This is a genomic window from uncultured Georgenia sp. (assembly GCF_937958535.1).
Lineage (GTDB): Bacteria > Actinomycetota > Actinomycetes > Actinomycetales > Actinomycetaceae > Oceanitalea.
The window spans coordinates 1-19,651 of the sequence record NZ_CALGNQ010000207.1 but is presented as its reverse complement, the minus strand read 5'-3'; the positions used below and the strand labels follow the sequence as shown (position 1 = coordinate 19,651).

General features: G+C 74.6%; 18 protein-coding genes. 8 read left to right on the top strand and 10 right to left on the bottom strand.

The genetic code is table 11. The features are described from left to right. The first annotated feature begins 32 nt into the window (after positions 1-32). The gene (locus Q0195_RS11020) at positions 33-1,490 is read left to right on the top strand and encodes a PAS domain-containing sensor histidine kinase (protein ID WP_299278335.1); all 1,458 of its coding nucleotides are present in this window, start codon (positions 33-35) and stop codon (positions 1,488-1,490) included. A gap of 49 nt (positions 1,491-1,539) precedes the next feature. On the opposite strand, the gene Q0195_RS11015 is transcribed toward Q0195_RS11020, so the two are convergent. Together Q0195_RS11015 and Q0195_RS11010 are read right to left on the bottom strand one after the other, a co-directional pair. Further along, positions 1,540-2,145: a DedA family protein gene (locus tag Q0195_RS11015; RefSeq protein ID WP_299278340.1), complete on the bottom strand. Its 606-nt coding sequence runs from the start codon at positions 2,143-2,145 to the stop codon at positions 1,540-1,542. Positions 2,146-2,260: 115 nt separating this feature from the next. Then, on the bottom strand, positions 2,261-2,509 hold the full coding sequence (locus Q0195_RS11010; protein WP_299278332.1) for a WhiB family transcriptional regulator: 249 nt from the start codon (positions 2,507-2,509) through the stop codon (positions 2,261-2,263). A 183-nt stretch (positions 2,510-2,692) separates the two neighbouring features. On the opposite strand from Q0195_RS11010, the gene Q0195_RS11005 reads away from it, so the two are divergent. Further along, positions 2,693-3,106 (top strand): hypothetical protein, encoded by a 414-nt coding sequence (locus tag Q0195_RS11005; RefSeq protein ID WP_299278330.1) that lies wholly within the window; start codon positions 2,693-2,695, stop codon positions 3,104-3,106. 193 nt (positions 3,107-3,299) lie between these two features. On the opposite strand, the gene Q0195_RS11000 is transcribed toward Q0195_RS11005, so the two are convergent. From Q0195_RS11000 to Q0195_RS10975, 6 genes are all read right to left on the bottom strand, one after another. Beyond that, entirely contained in the window at positions 3,300-5,894 is a 2,595-nt protein-coding gene (locus tag Q0195_RS11000; RefSeq protein WP_299278328.1) for an FtsX-like permease family protein, read from the bottom strand. Beyond that, positions 5,894-6,652: an ABC transporter ATP-binding protein gene (locus Q0195_RS10995; protein ID WP_299278326.1), complete on the bottom strand. Its 759-nt coding sequence runs from the start codon at positions 6,650-6,652 to the stop codon at positions 5,894-5,896. Before Q0195_RS10995 ends, Q0195_RS11000 begins: the two co-directional genes overlap by 1 nt. 266 nt (positions 6,653-6,918) lie before the next feature. Continuing rightward, a complete protein-coding gene (locus tag Q0195_RS10990) occupies positions 6,919-7,464 on the bottom strand; it encodes a dihydrofolate reductase family protein (protein ID WP_299278323.1) in 546 nt (181 codons plus the stop codon). A gap of 95 nt (positions 7,465-7,559) precedes the next feature. Continuing rightward, complete coding sequence (locus Q0195_RS10985; RefSeq protein WP_299278321.1) at positions 7,560-8,282, bottom strand: response regulator transcription factor; 723 nt, start codon at positions 8,280-8,282, stop codon at positions 7,560-7,562. Continuing rightward, on the bottom strand, positions 8,264-9,529 hold the full coding sequence (locus Q0195_RS10980; protein ID WP_299278319.1) for a histidine kinase: 1,266 nt from the start codon (positions 9,527-9,529) through the stop codon (positions 8,264-8,266). Before Q0195_RS10980 ends, Q0195_RS10985 begins: the two co-directional genes overlap by 19 nt. A 210-nt stretch (positions 9,530-9,739) precedes the next feature. Beyond that, on the bottom strand, positions 9,740-10,444 hold the full coding sequence (locus tag Q0195_RS10975) for an SOS response-associated peptidase (RefSeq protein ID WP_299278316.1): 705 nt from the start codon (positions 10,442-10,444) through the stop codon (positions 9,740-9,742). Positions 10,445-10,648: 204 nt separating this feature from the next. On the opposite strand from Q0195_RS10975, the gene Q0195_RS10970 reads away from it, so the two are divergent. The 3 genes from Q0195_RS10970 (at position 10,649) to Q0195_RS10960 (ending at position 14,719) form a co-directional block, all read left to right on the top strand. Continuing rightward, entirely contained in the window at positions 10,649-12,979 is a 2,331-nt protein-coding gene (locus Q0195_RS10970; protein WP_299278314.1) for a heavy metal translocating P-type ATPase, read from the top strand. Between the two features lie 76 nt (positions 12,980-13,055). Then, on the top strand, positions 13,056-13,727 hold the full coding sequence (locus Q0195_RS10965; RefSeq protein ID WP_299278312.1) for a HEAT repeat domain-containing protein: 672 nt from the start codon (positions 13,056-13,058) through the stop codon (positions 13,725-13,727). Beyond that, positions 13,721-14,719: a MerR family transcriptional regulator gene (locus Q0195_RS10960; protein WP_299278309.1), complete on the top strand. Its 999-nt coding sequence runs from the start codon at positions 13,721-13,723 to the stop codon at positions 14,717-14,719. The genes Q0195_RS10965 and Q0195_RS10960 overlap by 7 nt, the downstream gene beginning before the upstream one ends. A 114-nt stretch (positions 14,720-14,833) precedes the next feature. Here the strand turns inward: Q0195_RS10960 and Q0195_RS10955 are convergent, their stop codons facing one another. Continuing rightward, positions 14,834-14,974: a DUF2087 domain-containing protein gene (locus Q0195_RS10955; protein ID WP_299278337.1), complete on the bottom strand. Its 141-nt coding sequence runs from the start codon at positions 14,972-14,974 to the stop codon at positions 14,834-14,836. Positions 14,975-14,977: 3 nt separating this feature from the next. Then, the gene (locus Q0195_RS10950; RefSeq protein ID WP_299278307.1) at positions 14,978-15,394 is read right to left on the bottom strand and encodes a DUF2087 domain-containing protein; all 417 of its coding nucleotides are present in this window, start codon (positions 15,392-15,394) and stop codon (positions 14,978-14,980) included. 47 nt (positions 15,395-15,441) lie between these two features. Between Q0195_RS10950 and ligA the strand changes: the two genes are divergently transcribed. Genes ligA through Q0195_RS10935 form a run of 3 tightly spaced genes read left to right on the top strand, consistent with a single transcriptional unit; the run spans position 15,442 to position 19,453 of the window. Next, positions 15,442-17,844 carry an NAD-dependent DNA ligase LigA gene (ligA, locus tag Q0195_RS10945; protein ID WP_299278305.1) on the top strand — a complete coding sequence of 801 codons (2,403 nt, stop codon included), beginning with the start codon at positions 15,442-15,444 and terminating at the stop codon, positions 17,842-17,844. After that, a complete protein-coding gene (locus Q0195_RS10940; RefSeq protein WP_299278301.1) occupies positions 17,841-18,386 on the top strand; it encodes a GNAT family N-acetyltransferase in 546 nt (181 codons plus the stop codon). Before ligA ends, Q0195_RS10940 begins: the two co-directional genes overlap by 4 nt. Continuing rightward, the gene (locus Q0195_RS10935; RefSeq protein WP_299278299.1) at positions 18,383-19,453 is read left to right on the top strand and encodes a MupG family TIM beta-alpha barrel fold protein; all 1,071 of its coding nucleotides are present in this window, start codon (positions 18,383-18,385) and stop codon (positions 19,451-19,453) included. The genes Q0195_RS10940 and Q0195_RS10935 overlap by 4 nt, the downstream gene beginning before the upstream one ends. Positions 19,454-19,651 lie beyond the last annotated feature (198 nt).

The following is a 19,651-nucleotide window of genomic DNA, read 5'->3' as shown; positions in this document are numbered from 1 at the left end:
GGGCGGCCCGGCGCCGCGCATATGCTGACGGGGTGTCGACGCTCAGCGAACTCATCCAGGACCGCTCCCGGCTCGACCGGCGCAGCATCGAGTGGCTCCACCAGCTGGTCGGTGACTGGCAGGTCGTGTCCGACCTCTCCTTCGCTGACCTGCTCCTGTGCATCCCGATGGGGGAGGAGGACTTCCTCATCGTCGCGCACTGCCGGCCGTCGACCGGCGCGACCGTCTATTACGAGGACGTCGTGGGCCGGCTCATCCCGGCGGGGCGGCGGCGCCTGCTGCGGCAGGCGATGGAGCGGGGCGTCCCGGTGCGGGCCACGGAGCCGCGCTGGATCGGGGCGCACGCCGTGCGCGAGGACGCCATCCCGGTGATCCACGACGGCCAGACGATCGCGGTGATCTCCCGCCAGGCGAACCTGGGGATCACCCGGACGTCGAGCCGGCTGGAGCTCAACTACGTCGAGGCCGCCGACGCCATCTGCGGCATGATCGCCCGCGGGGAGTTCCCCCAGCCCGACTCGCCCCGGGGCTCGCGCCGCGGCGCCCCGCGTGTGGGTGACGGGCTGCTCCGTCTCGGCCTGGACGGCGAGGTGCTCTACGCCAGCCCGAACGCGCTGTCCTGCTTCCACCGCCTGGGCATCATCGGCGACCTCACCGGCAAGGTCCTCGCCGAGGCCGTCACCGAGGTGCTCGAGGGCAGCAGCTCGGTGGAGGAGTCCCTCCCGCTCGTCCTGACCGGCCGCGCCGCACTGCGTGCCGAGGTCGAGGCCCACGGCGTCGTCGTCTCCTTCCGGGCCATCCCCATCACCGAGAACGGCCAGCGCCGGGGCGCCGTGCTGCTGTGCCGGGACGTCACCGAGGTCCGGCGGCAGGAGCTCGAGCTCCTCACCAAGGACGCCACCATCCGGGAGATCCACCACCGGGTGAAGAACAACCTGCAGACCGTGGCCGCCGTGCTGCGGCTGCAGGCCCGCCGCTCGGACAACCCGGAGGTGCGCAGTGCGCTGGGCGACGCGATCCGCCGGGTCTCCACGATCGCGCTGGTCCACGACATGCTCTCCCAGATCATCGACGAGATCGTCGACTTCGACACCCTGTTCGTCCGGGTGCTGCGCCTCTCGGCGGACGTCGCCGCAGGGGAGGGGCACGTGCGCACCGAGGTGCAGGGCCGCTTCGGGGAGGTCCCGGCCGACGACGCGACGGCGCTGGCCGTGGTGCTCACCGAGCTCGTCACCAACGCCGTCCAGCACGGGCTGGGACGGGAGGGGGGCACCGTGGTCGTCAGTGCGGAGCGGGACGGCCAGGCGCTGGAGGTCACCGTCCGCGACGACGGCCGCGGCATGGAGGAGGGCAGTGTCCTGGGCGGTCTCGGGACGCAGATCGTCTCCACGCTGGTCCGGGGCGAGCTCGGCGGCACGATCGAGTGGAGGCCTGCGGACGGCGGGGGGACCGAGGTCGTCGTCCGGGCACGGATCGGCGACGCCCGGTAGCGGCTCGTGCGCCGGGTCGGGGTGAACGCAGACCTGGTCGCGCGTCCGGTCAGGCCGAGGGCCCGGACCCGCGTTCGCGGCGGCGCCGCCCGCGGCGCCCGGTGCGGCTCCAGACGAACCACGCGACCGCGCCGACGATCGCGGCGATGACCGCCCACTGCAGGATGCCGGTGTACTGCTCCACGACGTGCCACTGCTCGCCGAGCAGGTAGCCGGCGCAGACGAGCACGGTGTTCCAGATCGTCGAGCCCGCCGTCGTCAGGGCCGCGAAGCGGAGCAGCGGCATGCGCTCGATACCCGCGGGGATGGAGATGAGGCTGCGGAAGATCGGCAGCATCCGGCCGAAGAAGACCGCCTTGGGGCCGTGGCGGGCGAACCACCGCTCGGTGTCGTCGATGTCGTGGGCGTCGACGAGCGGGAGGCGGTCGGCGATGGCGCGCAGCCGGTGGATGCCGAGCCCGGCGCCCAGCCCGTAGAGCAGGAGGGCACCGACCAGCGAGCCGGCGACGGTCCACAGGATGACCCCGACGAGGGAGAGGTCGCCCTGGCTGGCCGTGAACCCGGCCAGCGGGAGGACGACCTCGCTGGGGATCGGGGGAAAGAGGTTCTCCAGGGCGATGGCGATCGCCACGCCCGGCCCGCCGAGGGTCTCCATGAGGGAGATGGCGAAGTCGGTGACGCCGGAGAACAGGCCGCCGTCGTCCGGGACGGAGGAGGCCCCCGGTGCCGTGACGGGCACCGGGGGCCTGCTCGGGAGTGTCGTCAAGCGCTCAGGAGGCGCGGCGGGCGCGCGCGGTGCGCCGCTTGAGCGCGCGCCGCTCGTCCTCGGACAGGCCGCCCCACACGCCGGCGTCCTGGCCGTTCTCCATCGCCCACTCCAGGCAGGTGTCCACGACGTCGCAGCGGCGGCAGACGGCCTTGGCCTCCTCGATCTGCAGCAGCGCGGGCCCGGTGTTGCCGATCGGGAAGAAGAGCTCCGGGTCCTCGGTGAGGCAAGCAGCTTTGTGACGCCAGTCCATGGCTAGGCAACTCCTTTTCGGCGCAGCACCGGGCCGCGAGTGATCGTGGAGGGATGGCCCGGAAATGACTGCCATCAACCCTCACACGACGGACCGTCGCGAACAAGAGGGAGACGACGGTGAACTGCTCCTGAACGGGCGTGGTGTTCGTCACACCAGTCACACGTCGTACGCTCGGGGACCGTGACCACCGACAAGGCCGCGCGCCCGCCCGTGCCCCTTCTGCTCGCCCTCCTCCTCGTGCTCGTCGAGGCCGGCGCCCTTGTCGCGCTGAGCGTCGGCATGCTCCTCGAGGTGCTGTCCGGGCGGACGAGGGCGCCGGGCGTCACGGCGGTGCTCGCCGTCATCTTCCTCAGCCTCGTCGCCGTGCTCCTCGCGGCCGTCCGGGCGCTCCACCAGCGCCGGCGGTGGGGGCGGGGACCGGTGGTCACGTGGCAGCTGCTCGTCCTGGCGACCGGGGTCTCGCAGGCCGGGAGCCGGGAGTGGTGGGTGGTCGCCCTCCTCGTCGCGGTGCCGGTGGCGGTGACGGCCGGCCTGCTCGTGCCACCGTCGGTCGCGTGGGCGAACAGCACGCGACCGCCCCGCGCCGTCGCCTGAGCTCGGCCCGTCGACGACGCCGTCGAGCCCCCGGGCGTCGACGTTGACCGCCTGCCGCAGCCCGCGCCGTCCGCGGGCATCCGAGCCGCGCCGGGGCTCGCGTCGCCCTCCCTCATGACAGGACCCCGCCGTGTCCGGGACGCGGCGGGGTCCGGCGGCGCCGGTGCCGGCCCTCCATCCGGCACCGGCGAGTCTACTCGGTCGCCAGTGCCGCGACCGGTGGGGTGCGCACCGCGCTGCGCGCGGGCAGCACCGAGGCGGCCAGCCCGGCGAGGACGGCGACGAGGACGATCGCCGCGATGTGCAACCACGGCACCGCGATGGTCAGCTCGTCGGTCTGGCCGAGGAGCACGGCCGTACCGGCCCACCCGTAGAGCAGGCCGAGGACGATGCCGATGAGCACCCCCGTCAGCGCGAGGAGCACGCCCTCGATGCCGAGCATCGCGCGCAACTGGCGCCGGGTCAGCCCCATCGCGCGCAGCAGCGCGGACTCGCGGCGCCGTTCGATGACTGACAGTGACAGCGTGTTCGCCACGCCGATGAGGGCGATGACCACGGCCACGCCCAGGAGCCCGACGACGATGGCCAGCAGGGTGTTGATGACCTGCTCGTACATCGCCCGCTCGGCGGCCGGGCCGGTGACGAAGGGGGTGGAGGCCTCGGGGGCGTCGGTGCCCGTCGCGCCCAGCTCGGTGAGCCGGTCCTGGACGTCGGTGATCGTCTGGGCCGAGCTGCTGTCGGTGAGCCGGGCCCACAGCTGGGACACGGGCGGGTCGGAGACGAGGCGCCGGCTCAGCTCGGTCGACACGTAGGCCTCCCGGCCGACGTCGGCCAGCACGACGGTCACCTCGACATCCTCCAGGGTGAGCACGTCGCCCTCCTCGACGCCCATGTCCGACGCCCACATCGGGCCGGCGACGACGGTTGTCGCCGTCAGCCCGCCGAGGATGCGGTCGTCGTGCAGCACGCCGGCGGCGGCGTCCGGGTCGACGGCCACGACCGGGATCTCCAGGACCATGTCGCTCGGGCCGCCGTCGCTCAACGGCAGGAACAGCCGGGAGACCTCGGCGACCTCGGCCACGCCCTCGGTCTCCCGGACCGTGGCCACCTGGGCGGGGGTGAGGTCGAGCATCTGGCCGGTCTCGGCGTCCCACGCGGTCGACTCGACGAGCATGTCCACCGGGAACTGGGCCCGCAGCAGGGCGTCCAGGCTGGCGCGTGCGCTCACCGCGCCGGTGGACATCAGGGTGACGAGGGTGACCCCGATGACCAGGGCGGTGGCCGTCGCCGCGGTCCGCCGCGGGTTGCGGGTGGCGTTGGCAGTGGTGATCCGCACCGTCGTCCCCCCGCCCAGACGCGCGGTGAGGCGCCCGAGCACACGGACCACACCCGGGGCGATGAACACCACCCCGAGCATGACGCCGGCGAAGGAGACGAACCCGCCGAGGACGCCGAGGGCGAGCCCGCCGAGGATGGCGGTGTCGGGGGAGACGTCGCTCCCGCCGAGGACGACGGCGCCGCCGATGAGCACGGCCCCGACGGCGAGGAGGAGCACGGAGAGCACCACGCGGGTGCGCGAGGCGCCGCGGGGGTCGGGCGGCTGCGGGGGCCGCAGCGCCGCCAGCGGGGACACCCGGGTGGCGGCCCGCGCCGGTGCCAGGGCGGCGAGCCAGGTGACCAGCGCGCCGGTGACGACCGGCACGAGCACCACGGCCGGGGTGACCGTCACCGTCTCGGGCAGCGGCACGCCGAGCTCCTGGTCGGGCAGCACCCACAGCGCGACCTGGGCCAGCCCGACCCCGAGCGTCAGGCCGACGACCCCCGAGACGGTCCCGAGGAGGAGCGCCTCGAGCAGGACGGAGCGGCGGACCTGGCCGGTGGTGGCGCCGACGGCGCGCAGCAGCGCGAGGGTGTGGGTGCGCTGGGCGACGAGCACCTGGAAGGTGTTGGTGATGACGATCGCCGCGACGAACATCGCCAGGGCGCCGAAGGCGAGGATGAGCGCGGTGAACAGGTAGGTGCTGCCGGTGAGCTCGGCGGTGCGCTGCTGCGCGTACTGCTCCCCGGTCTGGACCAGGGCGTCCGGGAACATCTCGGCGACGGTGTCGGCGACGTCGTCCGCGGACACGCCGTCGGCGGTGTTGACGAGCAGGGTGTGGAAGGCGGTCGGGGTGTCCGCCTCCGCCGTCCACGCGTCGCGCTGCGTCTCGCTCACCAGGGCGAGCGACCCGAACCCGGAGAGCGGCGACGGGTCGGCGAGGATGCCGGTGACCACGAGCTTGTCCGCGACCATCGCGAACCAGTCCTCGTCGGTGGCATCCGGCCGCATGACCTCCGCCTCCGTGGCCACGATGTCGCCGAGCCCCACCTCCAGCCGCTCGGCGGTCCCCGCGGTGACGGCGACCTGCCCGGTGGCGGTGGGGAGCTCTCCCTCGAGCAGCTCGGTGCGCTCGAGGCCCGGTGAGGGGACGGTGTGCACCGGCGCCCAGTCCTCGCGGGCCCCGGCCGCGAAGGACGTGAACAGGCCGGCCTCCCCGTCGGCCACCGAGACGCCGGGCAGTGCGCGCACGTCGGCGAGGTCCCCCGGGGAGAAGGGCGCCTCGGCGCCCGCGACGACGACGTCGGCGCCGGCGACCTCAGCCGTCATCGCGTCGTAGGTGGTGTCCCGCATGATCGCCGAGCCGAGGAGCGTGGCGGCGATGAACGCGGTCCCGATCGCGATGGCGAGCCCGGCGGCGAGCAGGCGTACGGTGCTGCGCCGCATCTGGGCGAGGGTGAGCCGGAGCATCAGGCGTTCACCGTGCGCAGCGCGTCGAGCCCGGCGAGCACGGACTCGGGGGTGGGGCTGTCGATGGTGCCGGCGATCCGCCCGTCGGCGAGCAGGACCACGCTGTCGGCGTAGGACGCCGCGACCGGGTCGTGCGTCACCATGACCACGGTCTGGCCCAGCTCGCGGACGCTGGTGCGGAGGAAGGAGAGCACCTCCGCCCCGGAACGGGAGTCGAGGTTGCCGGTGGGCTCGTCGGCGAAGACGACGTCGGGGCGGGTGACGAGGGCGCGGGCGATCGCCACCCGCTGCTGCTGGCCGCCGGACAGCTCGCTGGGGCGGTGCGTGAGCCGGTCACGCAGGCCCAGGGTGTCCACGAGCGTGTCCAGCCATGCCTGGTCGGCGGTGGCGCCGGCGAGCTCGCACGGCAGGGTGATGTTCTGCAGTGCGGTGAACATCGGCAGCAGGTTGAAGGACTGGAAGACGAAGCCCACCCGCTCGCGGCGCAGCAGGGTGAGTCGGGTGTCGTTGAGCGTGGTGAGCTCGGTGTCGCCGAGGAAGACCTGGCCGCCGGTGGCCGTGTCGAGACCGGCGAGCAGGTGCATGAGGGTCGACTTGCCCGAGCCGGACGGTCCCATGATCGCGGTGAACGCGCCGCTGGCGAACGCGACGTCGACGCCGCGCAGCGCGTGCACGGCGACGTCACCGCTGCCGTAGACCTTGCTCAGGCCGCGGGCGTGGACCGCGGGCGCTCGCGTCGCGGTGGGGGTAGTGGTCACGGAGGTCCTCCTGGTCGGGCGGCGGGGCCGCGTCGTTCCTTGACGCTCCGAACGCTAGGGCCGCCGTCGGGGACTGCGCGTCGTGCCGCAGGACGCTTGTCGTGTCATCCCGGGGTCGTACGTCGTGGCCCACCGGGTACGACCGCCGAGCCGCAGGGAGCGTGACACGACCTGGCCGGACACCAGTGTGCGGGGCCCGCACAGGGCGTGCGGCCGACGGCTCAGGACGGAGGACGGCGGCTGGGAGCGGCGCGCGTACCGCCGGCTCAGCGCACCCGGCGGTAGCGCTCGAGGACCACCCCGGAGCCGAACTCCGTGGTGCCCACCCGGTCGAGCCGGAGCGGCTCGGGGAGCGGCGGCAGGTAGGGCGTGCCGCCGCCGAGGACGATCGGGTACCGGAAGACGTGGAGCTCGTCGACGAGGTCGCGCTCGATCGCGGCCGCCGCCAGCTCGGCACCGCCGATCCCGACGTCGCCGTCGAACGCGGCGAGCTCCTCCTCCAGCGACGCGCGCGCGAGCCGCGAGCTGCCCTCGACCCGCTCGAGCGTGCGGCTGAGGACGACCTTCGGCAGCGCGGTCCAGACGTCGGCGAACTCCGCCTCGAGCTCCGTCTCCCGGAACGCGGGGTCGGTCTCCCACACGAGCATGGCCTCGTAGAGCCGGCGGCCCTGGAGGTGCCCGGCGAGCTCCTTCGTCCTGGCGAGGTGGAACCGGAAGAGCTCCTCGTCGGGCACCGACCACTCGAGCCCGCCGGAGCGGTCGGTGACGAAGCCGTCCACCGAGACGGTCATGGAGTAGATGACGTTGGCCATGGGGTGACCGACCGGCGCCGGCCCGAGAACTCATCGACCCCGTCGCCGCGAGCCGGCACGGTGGGGCTGTGGAGGTCTGGGAGCCCGGGAACCGGTCAGGACCCGGGGGTGACCAGGCCGGTCTCGTAGGCGATGACCACGGCCTGCACGCGGTCGCGGGCGCCGAGCTTGGCGAGCACCCGCCCCACGTGGGTCTTCACGGTGGCCTCGGCGACGAAGAGCTCGGCCGCGATCTCGGTGTTGTTCCGGCCCCGGGCCATGAGGACGAGCACCTCGCGCTCGCGGTCGGTCAGGGCGTCCAGGACGGCCGGGGGCGCCTTCTGCTCGTCGGGCAGGATCTGGGCGAGGTGCTCGATGAGGCGCTTCGTCGACGACGGCGCGATGACGCCGTCGCCGGCGTGCACGGTGCGGATGGCCGCGAGCATGTCCTCCGGCGGCACGTCCTTGAGGAGGAACCCGCTCGCCCCGGCCTTGATGGCGCGCATCACGTACTCGTCGAGGTCGAAGGTCGTGAGAATGACGACCTTCGGCGGGGTGCTGCCGCCGCGGGCCATGAGCTGCTCGGTGGCGGTCAGCCCGTCCATCCCGGCCATCCGCACGTCCATGAGCACGACGTCGGCGGTGAAGGACTCGAGCAGACGCAGCGCCTGGGCGCCGTCGGAGGCCTCGACCACGACCTCCATATCGGGCTGGGAGTTGATGACGAGCGCGAAGCCGGCACGGACGAGCTGCTGGTCGTCGACGAGGGCGACGCGGATCGGGTGGTCGGCAGGCGGGGTGGTGGTCACGTGGCTCCGTTCTACTGCTGCTGAGGCCATGATGCCGGGGCGAGCGGCGGCGCCCCGTCGGCCGGGGGTGTCCCGCCGCCGTAGCCGAGGTAGGTGGAGCCGGGCAGCGGGATCTCGGCGCGGACCCGGAACCCGCCGCCGGGCTTCGGACCGGCCTCGAGGGTGCCGGCGAACAGGTTGACCCGCTCCCGCATGCCGAGGAGTCCCTGGCCGGCGCCGTCGCCGGTGGCCGCGGCGCCGCGGCCCGTGTCGTCGACCTGGACGACGACCCGCTGCGGCCCCCACTGGAGGAGCACCGTGGCCGTCGCCGACGGACCGCCGTGCTTGAGCACGTTCGTCAGCGCCTCCTGGCAGATCCGGTAGAGCGTGAGCCCGAGTCCCGGGGGGAGCTGGCGGGCCGCACCGACCCGCACGAGCGAGACCTCCAGCCCGGAGGACCGCATCTGCTCGACGAGGGCGTCGAGGTCGGCGTCGATCGGCTGGGGGGCGGTGGCCTGGGCGTCGTGCTCGGTGCCCGGGGCACGCAGCACGCCCAGGATCTTTCGCATGTCGGCCAGTGCCGCCCGGCCGGTCTCGCTGATCGTCGTCAGGGCGCGGACGGCTGCCTCGGGGTCGTGCGCAGCGGCGTAGCGCCCGCCGTCGGCCTGGGCGATGACGACGGACAGCGAGTGGGCCACGACGTCGTGCATCTCCCGGGCGATGCGGGAGCGCTCCGCGGCGGTGGCGATCTGGGCCTGCTGGTCGCGCTCGATCTCCAGCCGCCGGGCGCGCTCGGCCAGGGTCTCGGTGTGCGCGAGGCGGCTGCGGCGCAGCAGCCCGAGCGCCCACACCAGGAGGCAGACCACCGCGATGAGGAAGGCGGCGTAGACGACCGAGAGGAGGTTGGCGCGGACCAGCCCCCAGTCGACCGACGGGCCGTCGGGGCCGGAGCTCACCAGGGCCAACCCCTGGAGCAGCGAGCCGAGCAGCGCCCCGCCGAGCGCCGCGCGGCCGGCCCAGACCGGTCCGTAGACGGTGACGGAGTACAGGGCCACGAAGATGAGGACGTCGGCCGGCATGAGCGGCACGCCGCACACGAAGTGGACCAGGGCCGCGACGTACACGACAACGGCGGAGCGGACCGGGTGGGTGCGCCGCCAGTACAGCGCCACCGGCATCGCGATCGAGGCCGCCGTGCCGGCGAGGAGGCTCACCGGGTGGTGGGCCCCCAGCGCGAGGGCGAAGGACGGCAGGACGAAGATCGCCGAGAGCACCAGGACGACCACGAGGTCGCCCACGTGCGGGCCCCCGACAGCGGGCGTGGAAGGGCGGGGCGGGGTGCCCGGTCCCACCGTCTGCGCCGGGTGGTGCCCGGCCGCCGGCCAGGGCAGCCGGCCCGGCGGCGACCCTGGTGGGACGGCGGGCTGCCACAGCCCGGGCGGGGGCGGGCCGGTCCACGGCTGCCCGGTCGGTGGCGGGGGTTGGACGGGCGGGTGGGACACCTGGGGTCAGTCCACCGGCTCGATGAGGTCGGGGGAGTCCACCCGGACGTTGCCGACACGCGGACCCACCCGGTGGAACTGGAGGCCCGGGCCGTCGGGCGTGATCGCCGCCAGCGCCTCCTCGGGTGCCGTGATCGAGGGGTCGAGCCAGTGGGCGACGGCCTCGTTGCGCAGCACCACCGGCTCCCGGTCGTGGATGCCGGCGAGCTGCTCGCGTGCGGGCCGGGTGAGGATCGTCGCCGACAGCAGCCACCGGGTGGGGTCGTTCTCGTCCTTCGTCGGGTCCCGCCAGAAGGCGTAGAGCCCGGCGAAGGCGAGGGGAGCGGCGTCCGACCGGTGGATGAAGTGGGGCGTCTTCCGCCCGCCCTCCTCCTCGCGCCACTCGAAGTAGCCGTCGGCCGGCAGGATGCAGCGCCGGGTGCGCAGCGACTTGGCGAAGGCGTTCTTCTGCGCCACGGTCTCGATCCGGGCGTTGATCATCCGGGCTCCGATCCGCGGGTCGTCGGCGAACGCGGGGACCAGCCCCCACCGCGCGGCGTGCATCTCCCGGCGCACGCCGTCGTCGCTGCGCTCGAGGATGACCCGGACCTGGTCGGTGGGGGCGACGTTGAAGGAGGGGCGGACCTCGGCCGCCTCCTCGGCGATCTCGGCGACGTCGAAGGCGTCGGCGAGGTCCTGCGCCTGACGGAACGATGCATAGCGGCCGCACATGCTTCTAGCCTGCCAGCCCGCACCGACGCGCGACGTCAGCCGTGGGGTGGAAACGGGTGTCCGCCCGCGGACGGACACCTCGCGGGGCGACCCTCGCGGGGGCGGCCGTGCAGCGGAATAGTGGTGGGCGGAGCGGCGTTGGCGGCGGCATACCCCCGAGGGGTGTCGACCGAGGGTGGCGCCGGCCGCCCGGGAGGGACGACCTTGAGCACGCACGGCGAGCCCGACCACGTCCAGGGGCACCCCACCCACGACCGGGGTGGGGACCGGGCGCACCACCACGAGCACCTCCCACCGGCGGGCGAGGACGCCCACCAGACCCGCCGCCCCACACACGGCAGCGAGCCCGACCACCACGGGCACGGCGGTCACGGTGGCGGCGCCTCCCACCACCCCGACGGGCACGGTGGCGCCCACGGGCACGACCACGACGGGCGCCACGGCGCCCCCGGGCATGGTGAGCACTCCGGGGCCCACGGGCACCACGGCCACGGGGACCACGGCGACCACGTCGCCCAGTACCGCCGCCTCTTCTGGACCATGCTCGTGCTGGCGACACCCACGGTGCTGCTCAGCCCGATGTTCGCCGACATCGCGGGCTACCGGCTGCCCGCCGTCCCCGGGGTCACCTGGGTGGCACCGGTGCTCGGCACGGTCGTCTACCTCTGGGGCGGGTGGCCCTTCCTCACCGGCGCGGTCGGCGAGGTGAGGGCCCGCCGCCCCGGGATGATGCTCCTCATCGGCATGGCGATCACCGTCGCCTTCCTCGCCTCCTGGGGCGCGCGGCTCGGCGTCCTGTCCCACGAGCTGGAGTTCTGGTGGGAGCTGGCGCTGCTCGTCGTCATCATGCTGCTCGGCCACTGGACGGAGATGCGCTCCCTCGCCCGGACGTCCTCGGCGCTCGACTCCCTGGCCGCACTGCTCCCCGACGAGGCGGAGCGGGTGGAGGGGGACTCCGTCGTCACCGTCACGCCGGCCGAGCTGCGGCTCGGCGACGTCGTCGTCGTCCGTCCCGGTGGACGCGTCCCGGCCGACGGCGAGGTCGTCGCCGGGGCGGCCGACGTCGACGAGTCGATGATCACCGGCGAGTCGGTCCCCGTGCGGCGCGGTGCCGGCGACCACGTCGTCGCCGGCACCGTGGCCACGGACGACGCCCTGTGGGTGCGCGTCACCGCCGTCGGGCAGGACACCGCCCTCGCCGGCATCCGACGGCTCGTGGCGCAGGCACAGTCCTCCTCGTCACGCGCTCAGCGCCTGGCCGACCGGGCGGCCGGCTGGCTGTTCTGGTTCGCGCTCGGCGCCGCCGCCGTCACGCTCGTCGCCTGGACCCTCGTCGGGTCGCCCGCGCAGGCGCTCGTCCGGGTCGTCACCGTCCTCGTCATCGCCTGCCCCCATGCGCTGGGTCTGGCGATCCCGCTCGTGGTCTCCATCGCCACCGAGCGGGCCGCCCGCGGCGGAGTGCTCGTCAAGGACCGACTCGCGCTGGAGCGGATGCGGACGGTGGACACCGTGCTCTTCGACAAGACCGGCACCCTGACCGAGGGGCGGCCCGCCGTCACGGCCCTGGCCGCCGCCGGTCCGCACACCGAGGAGGAGCTGCTCGCGCTCGCGGCCGCCGCCGAAGCAGCCAGCGAGCACCCGCTCGCCCGGGCGGTCGTCGCCGCCGCGACGGAACGCGGCCTCCCCGTCCCGCCGGCCACGGGTTTCTCGGCCGCGACCGCCGTCGGGGTACGGGCCGCGGTCGGGGGCCGGGCCGTCGCCGTCGGCGGGCCCGACCTCCTCACCGGGTCCGGCCTCGGCCCGCTCCCGGTGAGCGAGGCATGGTCCGCCCGCGGCGACACCGTCCTCCACGTCCTCGTCGACGGTGCGGTCGCGGGCGCCCTCGCCCTCGCCGACGAGGTCCGGCCGGAGTCACGTGAGGCGGTCGACGCCCTCCACGCCCTCGGCGTCCGCGTCGCGATGGTCACCGGCGACGCCGCACCGGTCGCCCGAGCCGTCGCGGCGGAGCTGGGGATCGACCAGGTCTTCGCCGAGGTCCGCCCGGAGGACAAGAGCGAGCAGGTCGCCGGCCTCCAGCGTGCGGGCAGGGTCGTGGCGATGGTCGGGGACGGGGTGAACGACGCCCCGGCCCTCGCCCAGGCCGACGTCGGCATCGCCATCGGCGCCGGCACCGACGTCGCGATCGCCTCCGCCGGGGTCGTCCTCGCCTCCGACGACCCGCGCTCGGTGCTCTCCGTCGTGCGGCTCTCCCGTGCCGCCTACCGCAAGATGAAGCAGAACCTGTGGTGGGCCGCCGGGTACAACCTCCTCGCCGTGCCGCTCGCTGCCGGCGTACTCGCCCCGGTCGGGTTCGTCATGCCGATGGCCGTGGGGGCGCTGCTCATGTCGCTGTCCACCGTCGTCGTGGCGCTCAACGCCCAGCTGCTGCGCCGCCTCGACCTGCGGCCCCGGGCCACCGGCCCGGTGACCGTGGGCGACCGGCCCGCACGCCCCGGCACCACCCGCCGCGCAGCGGTACCCGAACGCACGCGGTGAGCTGGTCCGATGTCGGTGGCGCTTGACCTTGACACGCTGACAAGGTCTTGACTGCCCGACGAAGGAGGTGGTCGCCATGCACCCGACCCGACGCGACCCGTCCGCCCTGCGCGCGGCGCTGTCCCACCCCGACCCCTCGGCCCGGCTGCGGGCGGCGCTCGCCGCCGGCACCGGCCCCGCCCCGACGCTCGTCGAGCCACTGGTCCAGCGGTGCGGCACCGAGCCGGACTTCTTCGTCCGGGACATGCTCACCTGGGCGCTCACCCGGCACCCGGCACCGGTCACCGTCCCGCTGCTCCTCCTCGAGCTCGGCGCGGCCCGGGCCCAGGCGCGCAGCCAGGCGCTGCACACCCTGTCGAAGATCGGGGACCCGACGGCCTGGCCCGCGGTGGCCGACCTGGTGCACGATGCGGACGACGACGTCGCCCGCAGTGCCTGGCGGGCCGCCGTCGTCCTGGTCCCGCCCGGGGAGGAGGCCGCACTGGCAGCACAGCTGGCGCAGGAGCTGGGGCGCGGCGACCGCGACACCCGGCTCAGCCTGAGCCGGGCGCTCGTCGCGCTCGGCGACGCGGCGGTCCCGTTCCTGGAGGAGGCGGCGCGCGCCGCGGACCCGGACGTGCGGGCCCACGCCCGGATGACCGAGCAGCTCCGGCACGACCCCGACAGCGCCCTGGACCTCGCCCGCGACGAGGCCACGCGAGTGGTGCTCACCAACGCCGCCCCGGCGCCCGCGGAGCCGCCGTGCTGATCGGCGAGGTCGCCCGGCGCTCCGATGTGAGCGCCCGGATGCTGCGCCACTACGAGGCGCAGGGGCTGGTGCGGCCCACGGGCCGCACCGCCGCGGGTTACCGCGAGTACACCGAGGCGGACATCCGCCGCATCTTCCACATCGAGTGCCTGCGCTCGCTCGGGCTGTCGCTGGCCGAGGTCCGGCGCGCCCTCGAAGAGCCGGGGTTCGCCCCCGCCGCACTCGTCGCCGACCTCGTCGCGCGGACCCGGCAGCGCATCGCCCAGGAGGAGGAGCTGCTCGACCGCCTCCAGTGGGTCGCCGCCACCGAGCCGGACGACTGGCGCGACGTCCTGCGCATCGTCCGGCTGCTCCGCACCCTCGACGCCGCACCGCCCGCGCTCCGGCAGCGGACGGTGCTCGCCGAGGGCGGCGCCGCACAGCCACCCGCGGCGGTGCTGGCCCGGGCGGTGGTCGCCGAGACCGAGCCGAACCTCGCCGGTGCGCTGCGCTGGGCGCTGGCCCGGGCGGGGGAGGCGGCGACGACCTCCCTCGCCGAGGGCCTTCGTGCGCCGCAGGTGGACGTGCGCCGGCGGGCCGTGGAGGCGGTCGCCGACATCCCAGGGGACGCGGCAGCCGCGCTCCTCGCGGAGGCGCTCTCCGACCCCGACGACGTCGTCCGCAGCCGCGCCGCGCTGGCGCTCGGGGCGCGGGGGCAGCGGGCGGCCGTGCCGGAGCTGGCCCGGATGGCGGCCGACGGACGGTGCGACGTCGAGGCCGCCGAGCTGCTCGGCAGCCTGGCCACCGATGAGGACGTGGCCGAGCAGGTGGTGGCCGAGCTCCTCCGGCAGGCAGGACCCGGCGCGGGTGTCGAGGTCCGGCGACGTCTCGCCCAGGCGCTCACCGAGGTGCCGGGCGCGGCGGCGCGCCGGGCGCTCACCGACCTGGCCGCCGACCCGGACCCCGCGGTCTGGCTCACCGCCCGCGCGGTGCTCGAGCGCGGGGGCGCCTGAGGTGGGCCGGTGGTGCCCAGGCGGGCCGGGCTCACGACCCGTCCGGCGGCTCGCGGTGAGCGCCGCGGCTGCGCCTGTCCGTCGCGACGTCGCGGGCGTGGGGACGCCGGGGCGTCAGGTCGACGGGTCGCCGGCCGCGGCTCCGTCGTCGTCACGGACGCGCGCGTACTCCGACCCCGACCGGGTGCGCTCGAGGAGCTCCTCCTCCACGAGGTACCGCCGCAGCGTCGCGGTGTCCGCGGAGAACCGCCGCAGCCGCTACCCGAGCTCGGCCTCGGAGACCACCTCCTCCGGTTCCAGCACCTGTGTCACGACCAGCTCGAGCAGCGCACGCCGCTCGCCGTCGTCCACCGGGTAGCGGTCGATCTCGCCGCTGCCCGTGAGGAACCGCTCCGGCCCCCGCGGACGCGGACGCCCGGCGGCGGCGAGGAGCCGGCCGAGGGTGTCGCTGCGTTCGACGAGCCGGCCGTCGACCTCCGCGAGCAGGCCGGCGTCCACCAGCGCGGCCACCGCACGCCGCCTGCGCGACGCCCCCATCCCCGCGCCGACCTCCTCGGGCTCGGCCCCGAGCACGACCTGCGCCCACAGCCGGCGGGCGTGCGGGTTGGCCAGGGCCGCCACGAGCGGGCGCCAGTCGGGCCCCTGTCCGGTGTGCTCCACGCCCTCCTCCGCCACGCCCGCCATGCTATGCCCGCGTCGGTGGCGCCAGGCATGATTCGACCGTGAGCACCCACGACGACGCAGCCGACCTCCCCGTCACCACCGCCGACGTCCCGCCCGAGGCACCGCCCGAGGCGCGTGAGCGGTGGGCCGAGCTCGCCGAGCGGGTCGAGGCCGCCCAGTTCGCCTACTACGTGCGCGATGCGCCGACGATCTCCGACGCCGAGTTCGACGCCCTCTTCCGGGAGCTCGAGCAGCTCGAGGAGGAGCACCCCGACCTGCGCACCCCCGACTCACCCACCCAGCGCGTCGGCGGCACGTACTCCACCGAGTTCGGCATCGTCGAGCACCGCCAGCAGATGATGAGCCTGGAGGACGTCTTCTCCCTGGAGGAGCTGGCCGAGTGGGTCGCACGGGTCCAGCGCGAGATCGGCCGCACCGACGTCGCCTTCACCGCCGAGCTCAAGATCGACGGGCTCGCCGTCAACCTCAGCTACGAGCACGGCCGCCTCGTGCGGGCCGCCACCCGCGGCGACGGACGGGTGGGGGAGGACGTCACCCTCAACGTCCGCACCATCGACTCCGTGCCCACCACTCTCACCGGCCCGGCGGTGCCGGACTTCATCGAGGTCCGCGGGGAGGTGTTCTTCCCGGTGGCCGCCTTCGAGGAGCTCAACGCCTCGCTGGTCGCTGCCGGCAAGCCGCCCTACGCCAACCCGCGCAACTCTGCCGCGGGGTCGCTGCGGCAGAAGGACCCCCGGGTCACCGCCGCCCGGAAGCTCGACATGATCGCCCACGGCGTGGGTGCCATCGACTGGGGGGAGGTCCCGCCGGAGGAGCGGCCCACCACCCAGCACGCCATGTACGACCTCCTCGCCGCGTGGGGGCTGCCTGTCTCGCCGCACACGCGGCGGGTGACCAGCGAGGCGGAGCTGGAAGAGCTCATCGCCTACCACGGTGAGCACCGGCACGACGGCGTCCACGAGATCGACGGCATCGTCGTCAAGGTCGACGACTTCGCCCTCCAGCGCCAGCTCGGCGCCACCTCCCGGGTGCCGCGCTGGGCGGTGGCGTACAAGTACCCGCCCGAGGAGGTCACCACCAAGCTCCTGGACATCCGGGTCAACGTCGGCCGCACCGGCCGCGTCACGCCCTACGGGGTGATGGAGCCGGTCCTCGTCGCCGGATCGACGGTGGCGATGGCCACCCTCCACAACGCCAACGAGGTCAAGCGCAAGGGGGTGCGGATCGGGGACACGGTCGTCCTGCGCAAGGCCGGCGACGTCATCCCCGAGATCGTCGCCCCCGTCGTCGACCTGCGCGACGGCACCGAGCGCGAGTTCGTCATGCCCACCGAGTGCCCCTCCTGCGGCGCCCCGCTGGCGCCGGCCAAGGAGTCCGACGTCGACCTGCGCTGTCCCAACGCCGAGCACTGCCCGGCCCAGCTCGCCGCGCGCGTGGAGTTCATCGCCTCCCGCGGCGCCCTCGACATCGAGGCGCTCGGGGAGGAGGCGGCCCTCGCGCTGACCAACCCCGATGCCCGGCGGCCGGCTGCCCTCGCGGCGCTAGCGAGCGGCCACGCCATCGAGACCGAGACCGGCACCGTCCGGCTCGCCGAGGGCCAGGAGCTGCCCTCGGAGGAGGAGCTCATCGCCCTCGGGCTGCCCCCCGTGCAGCAGCCCCCGCTCACCTCCGAGGCCCAGCTCTTCGACCTCACCGCCGAGGACCTGCGCGACGTGTGGGTCTGGCAGCCGAAGACGGTCCGCGGCGAGGAGACCGGCGACTGGCGCTGCGTGCGCGCCTTCTGGACCAAGGAGCAGCGGAACGCCGACGGCACCGTCCGGGTGCCCACGAAGCCGTCGAAGAACCTCGAGCGGATGCTCACCGAGCTGGAGAAGGCCAAGACCCAGCCGCTGTGGCGGGTGCTCGTCGCCCTGTCCATCCGCCACGTCGGACCCACCGCGGCCCGGGCGCTGGCCACCGAGTTCGGGTCCATCGACGCGATCCGCAGCGCGACGGTCGAGGAGCTCGCCGCCGTCGACGGCGTCGGCCCGACGATCGCCGAGGCGGTCAAGGACTGGTTCGCCGAGCCCGGGCCGGGGGAGGAGCCGAACTGGCACCTGGAGGTCATCGAGGCGTGGCGGGCGGCCGGGGTGCGGATGGCCGACGAGCGCGACGACTCGGTGCCGCGCACACTCGAGGGGCTCACCGTCGTCGTCACCGGGTCGCTGGAGAACTACTCCCGGGACAGCGCCAAGGAGGCGATCATCGCCCGCGGCGGCAAGGCCTCCGGCTCGGTGTCGAAGAAGACCGACTTCGTCGTCGTCGGTGAGAACGCAGGCAGCAAGGAGACCCGCGCCCGCGAGCTCGGCCGCCCGATCCTCGACGAGGCCGGCTTCGAGGCGCTCCTCGCCGGTGGGCCGGAGGCCGTCGCCGACCTGGTGGACGACGGCGGCGCCGCGTGACCGCGACCACCGGGACCGTCGTCGTCCGTGACGTGCGTCCCGAGGACGCTGAGCGTCTGGGCGCGGCCGTCGCCGCCGCCTACGTCCGCGACGCGCTCCTCCCTGCCGACGACCCGTACGTCGAGGTGCTGCGGGACGTCGCGGGCCGGCTCCCCGACGTCGTCGCCGTGCTCGCCGCGTACGACGGCGAGGAGGTGCTCGGCGGGCTCACGCTCGTGGAGGCCGGTACCTCGCACGCCGAGGTGGCCCTGCCCGGCGAGCTCGAGATCCGCATGCTCGGCGTCTCGCCCGACCACCGGCGCCGCGGGGTGGCCGAGGCACTGCTGCGGGCCGCCGAGGAGCGGGCGCGGGCCGGCGGCCACATCGCCCTCGTGCTCTCCTCGATGCCCGCGATGACGGACGCGCAGCGGCTCTACCGACGCTACGGCTTCGTCCGGGTGCCCGACCGCGACTGGCTCGCGGACTGGGACCCGGAGGCGCTCGCGGACGGCACCGCAGAGCGGCTCAGCGTCTACCGCCTGCCTCTGGAGGACCCCCGATGAGCACCGCGACATTCGGTCTGTCGGCCTACTTCCGGCACCTCGACGTCGCCGAGCGGATGTGCGCCACCGCCCGGGACGACGGCTTCACCATGCTCTTCGGCTCACTGCACGTGCCGGAGGAGCCGGAGGGCGACTTCCGGGCACGGATGCAGCGGGTCGGCGCGCTGGCGCGGGACGCCGGGCTCGGGCTTGTCGTCGACATCTCCGGCCCCTCGCTGGCCGCCGTCGGCCTGGACGTCACCACCGCGGGGACCATGCGGGACTGGGGCGTCACCGCCCTGCGGGTCGACTACGGGCTGAGCGAGGAGGAGATCGTCGCGCTCTCCCGCTCGATCCCGGTCTGGTTCAACGCCTCGACCGCCACCCCGGGAGACTTCGAGCGACTCGTGGGGATGGGGATGCGGACCGAGGGCATCGGGATCTCGCACAACTTCTACCCCAAGCCGTACACCGGGCTGTCGGACGAGTTCCTCCTCGCCCAGACCCGGATGTTCCACGAGCTCGGCCTCACCGTGCAGGCGTGGGTGCCGGGCGACGGCGTGCGCCGCATCCCGCTCGGCTTCGGGCTGCCGACCCTGGAGCGCCACCGCGACACCCACCCGGTCGCCGCGGCCATCGACCTGCGCAGGCTCGGCGTGGACGACGTCTTCGTCGGCGACCCGTCGCTGTCCGAACGCACCCGTCGGGCCTGGCGGGCCTGGGTGCAGGAGGACCTCGTCGAGCTGGAGGTCGAGCTCACCGCGCCGGTACCCGAGGAGGTGGTGGCCCGGCTCGCCGTCGTCGACCGCAACCGCACCGACGATGCCGCGGCGATGGTGCGGCTGGAGGGGGCCCGTTCCGCCCTCGCCGACGTCTCGATCCCGCCCACCGCCACGGTCGGGCGCGCGTTCGGCTCGGTGACCGTCGACAACGACGCCGCCGGGCGCTACAAGGGCGAGATCGCGGTCCAGCGCCGAGACCTGCCCGCCGACGCGACGGTCAACGTCGTCGGTCACGTCGTCGCCGCCGACCTCGACCTCATCACACGCATCGGCCCGGGCCAGCACGTCCGCCTCCGCCTCCGCTGACCCCGGCCGCCGAGAGCCCACTTCCCGCCGAGAGCTCACTTCCCGCCGACAGCCCACTTCCCGCCGAGAGCTCACTTCCCGCCGACAGCCCACTTCCCGCCGAGAGCTCACTTCCCACCGACAGCCCACTTCCCACCGAGAGCTCAGTTCCCACCGATAGTCCAGTTCTCGCCGAGAGCCCAGTTCCCGCCGAGAGCT

Coding starts and splice junctions, on each gene's coding strand:
- Q0195_RS11015 (WP_299278340.1), bottom strand. CDS start 2,145: ATGGAGACCCTCGGCGGGCCGGGCGTGGCGATCGCCATCGCCCTGGAG.
- Q0195_RS11010 (WP_299278332.1), bottom strand. CDS start 2,509: ATGGACTGGCGTCACAAAGCTGCTTGCCTCACCGAGGACCCGGAGCTC.
- Q0195_RS11000 (WP_299278328.1), bottom strand. CDS start 5,894: ATGCTCCGGCTCACCCTCGCCCAGATGCGGCGCAGCACCGTACGCCTG.
- Q0195_RS10990 (WP_299278323.1), bottom strand. CDS start 7,464: ATGGCCAACGTCATCTACTCCATGACCGTCTCGGTGGACGGCTTCGTC.
- Q0195_RS10985 (WP_299278321.1), bottom strand. CDS start 8,282: ATGGCCTCAGCAGCAGTAGAACGGAGCCACGTGACCACCACCCCGCCT.
- Q0195_RS10975 (WP_299278316.1), bottom strand. CDS start 10,444: ATGTGCGGCCGCTATGCATCGTTCCGTCAGGCGCAGGACCTCGCCGAC.
- Q0195_RS10965 (WP_299278312.1), top strand. CDS start 13,056: ATGCACCCGACCCGACGCGACCCGTCCGCCCTGCGCGCGGCGCTGTCC.
- Q0195_RS10935 (WP_299278299.1), top strand. CDS start 18,383: ATGAGCACCGCGACATTCGGTCTGTCGGCCTACTTCCGGCACCTCGAC.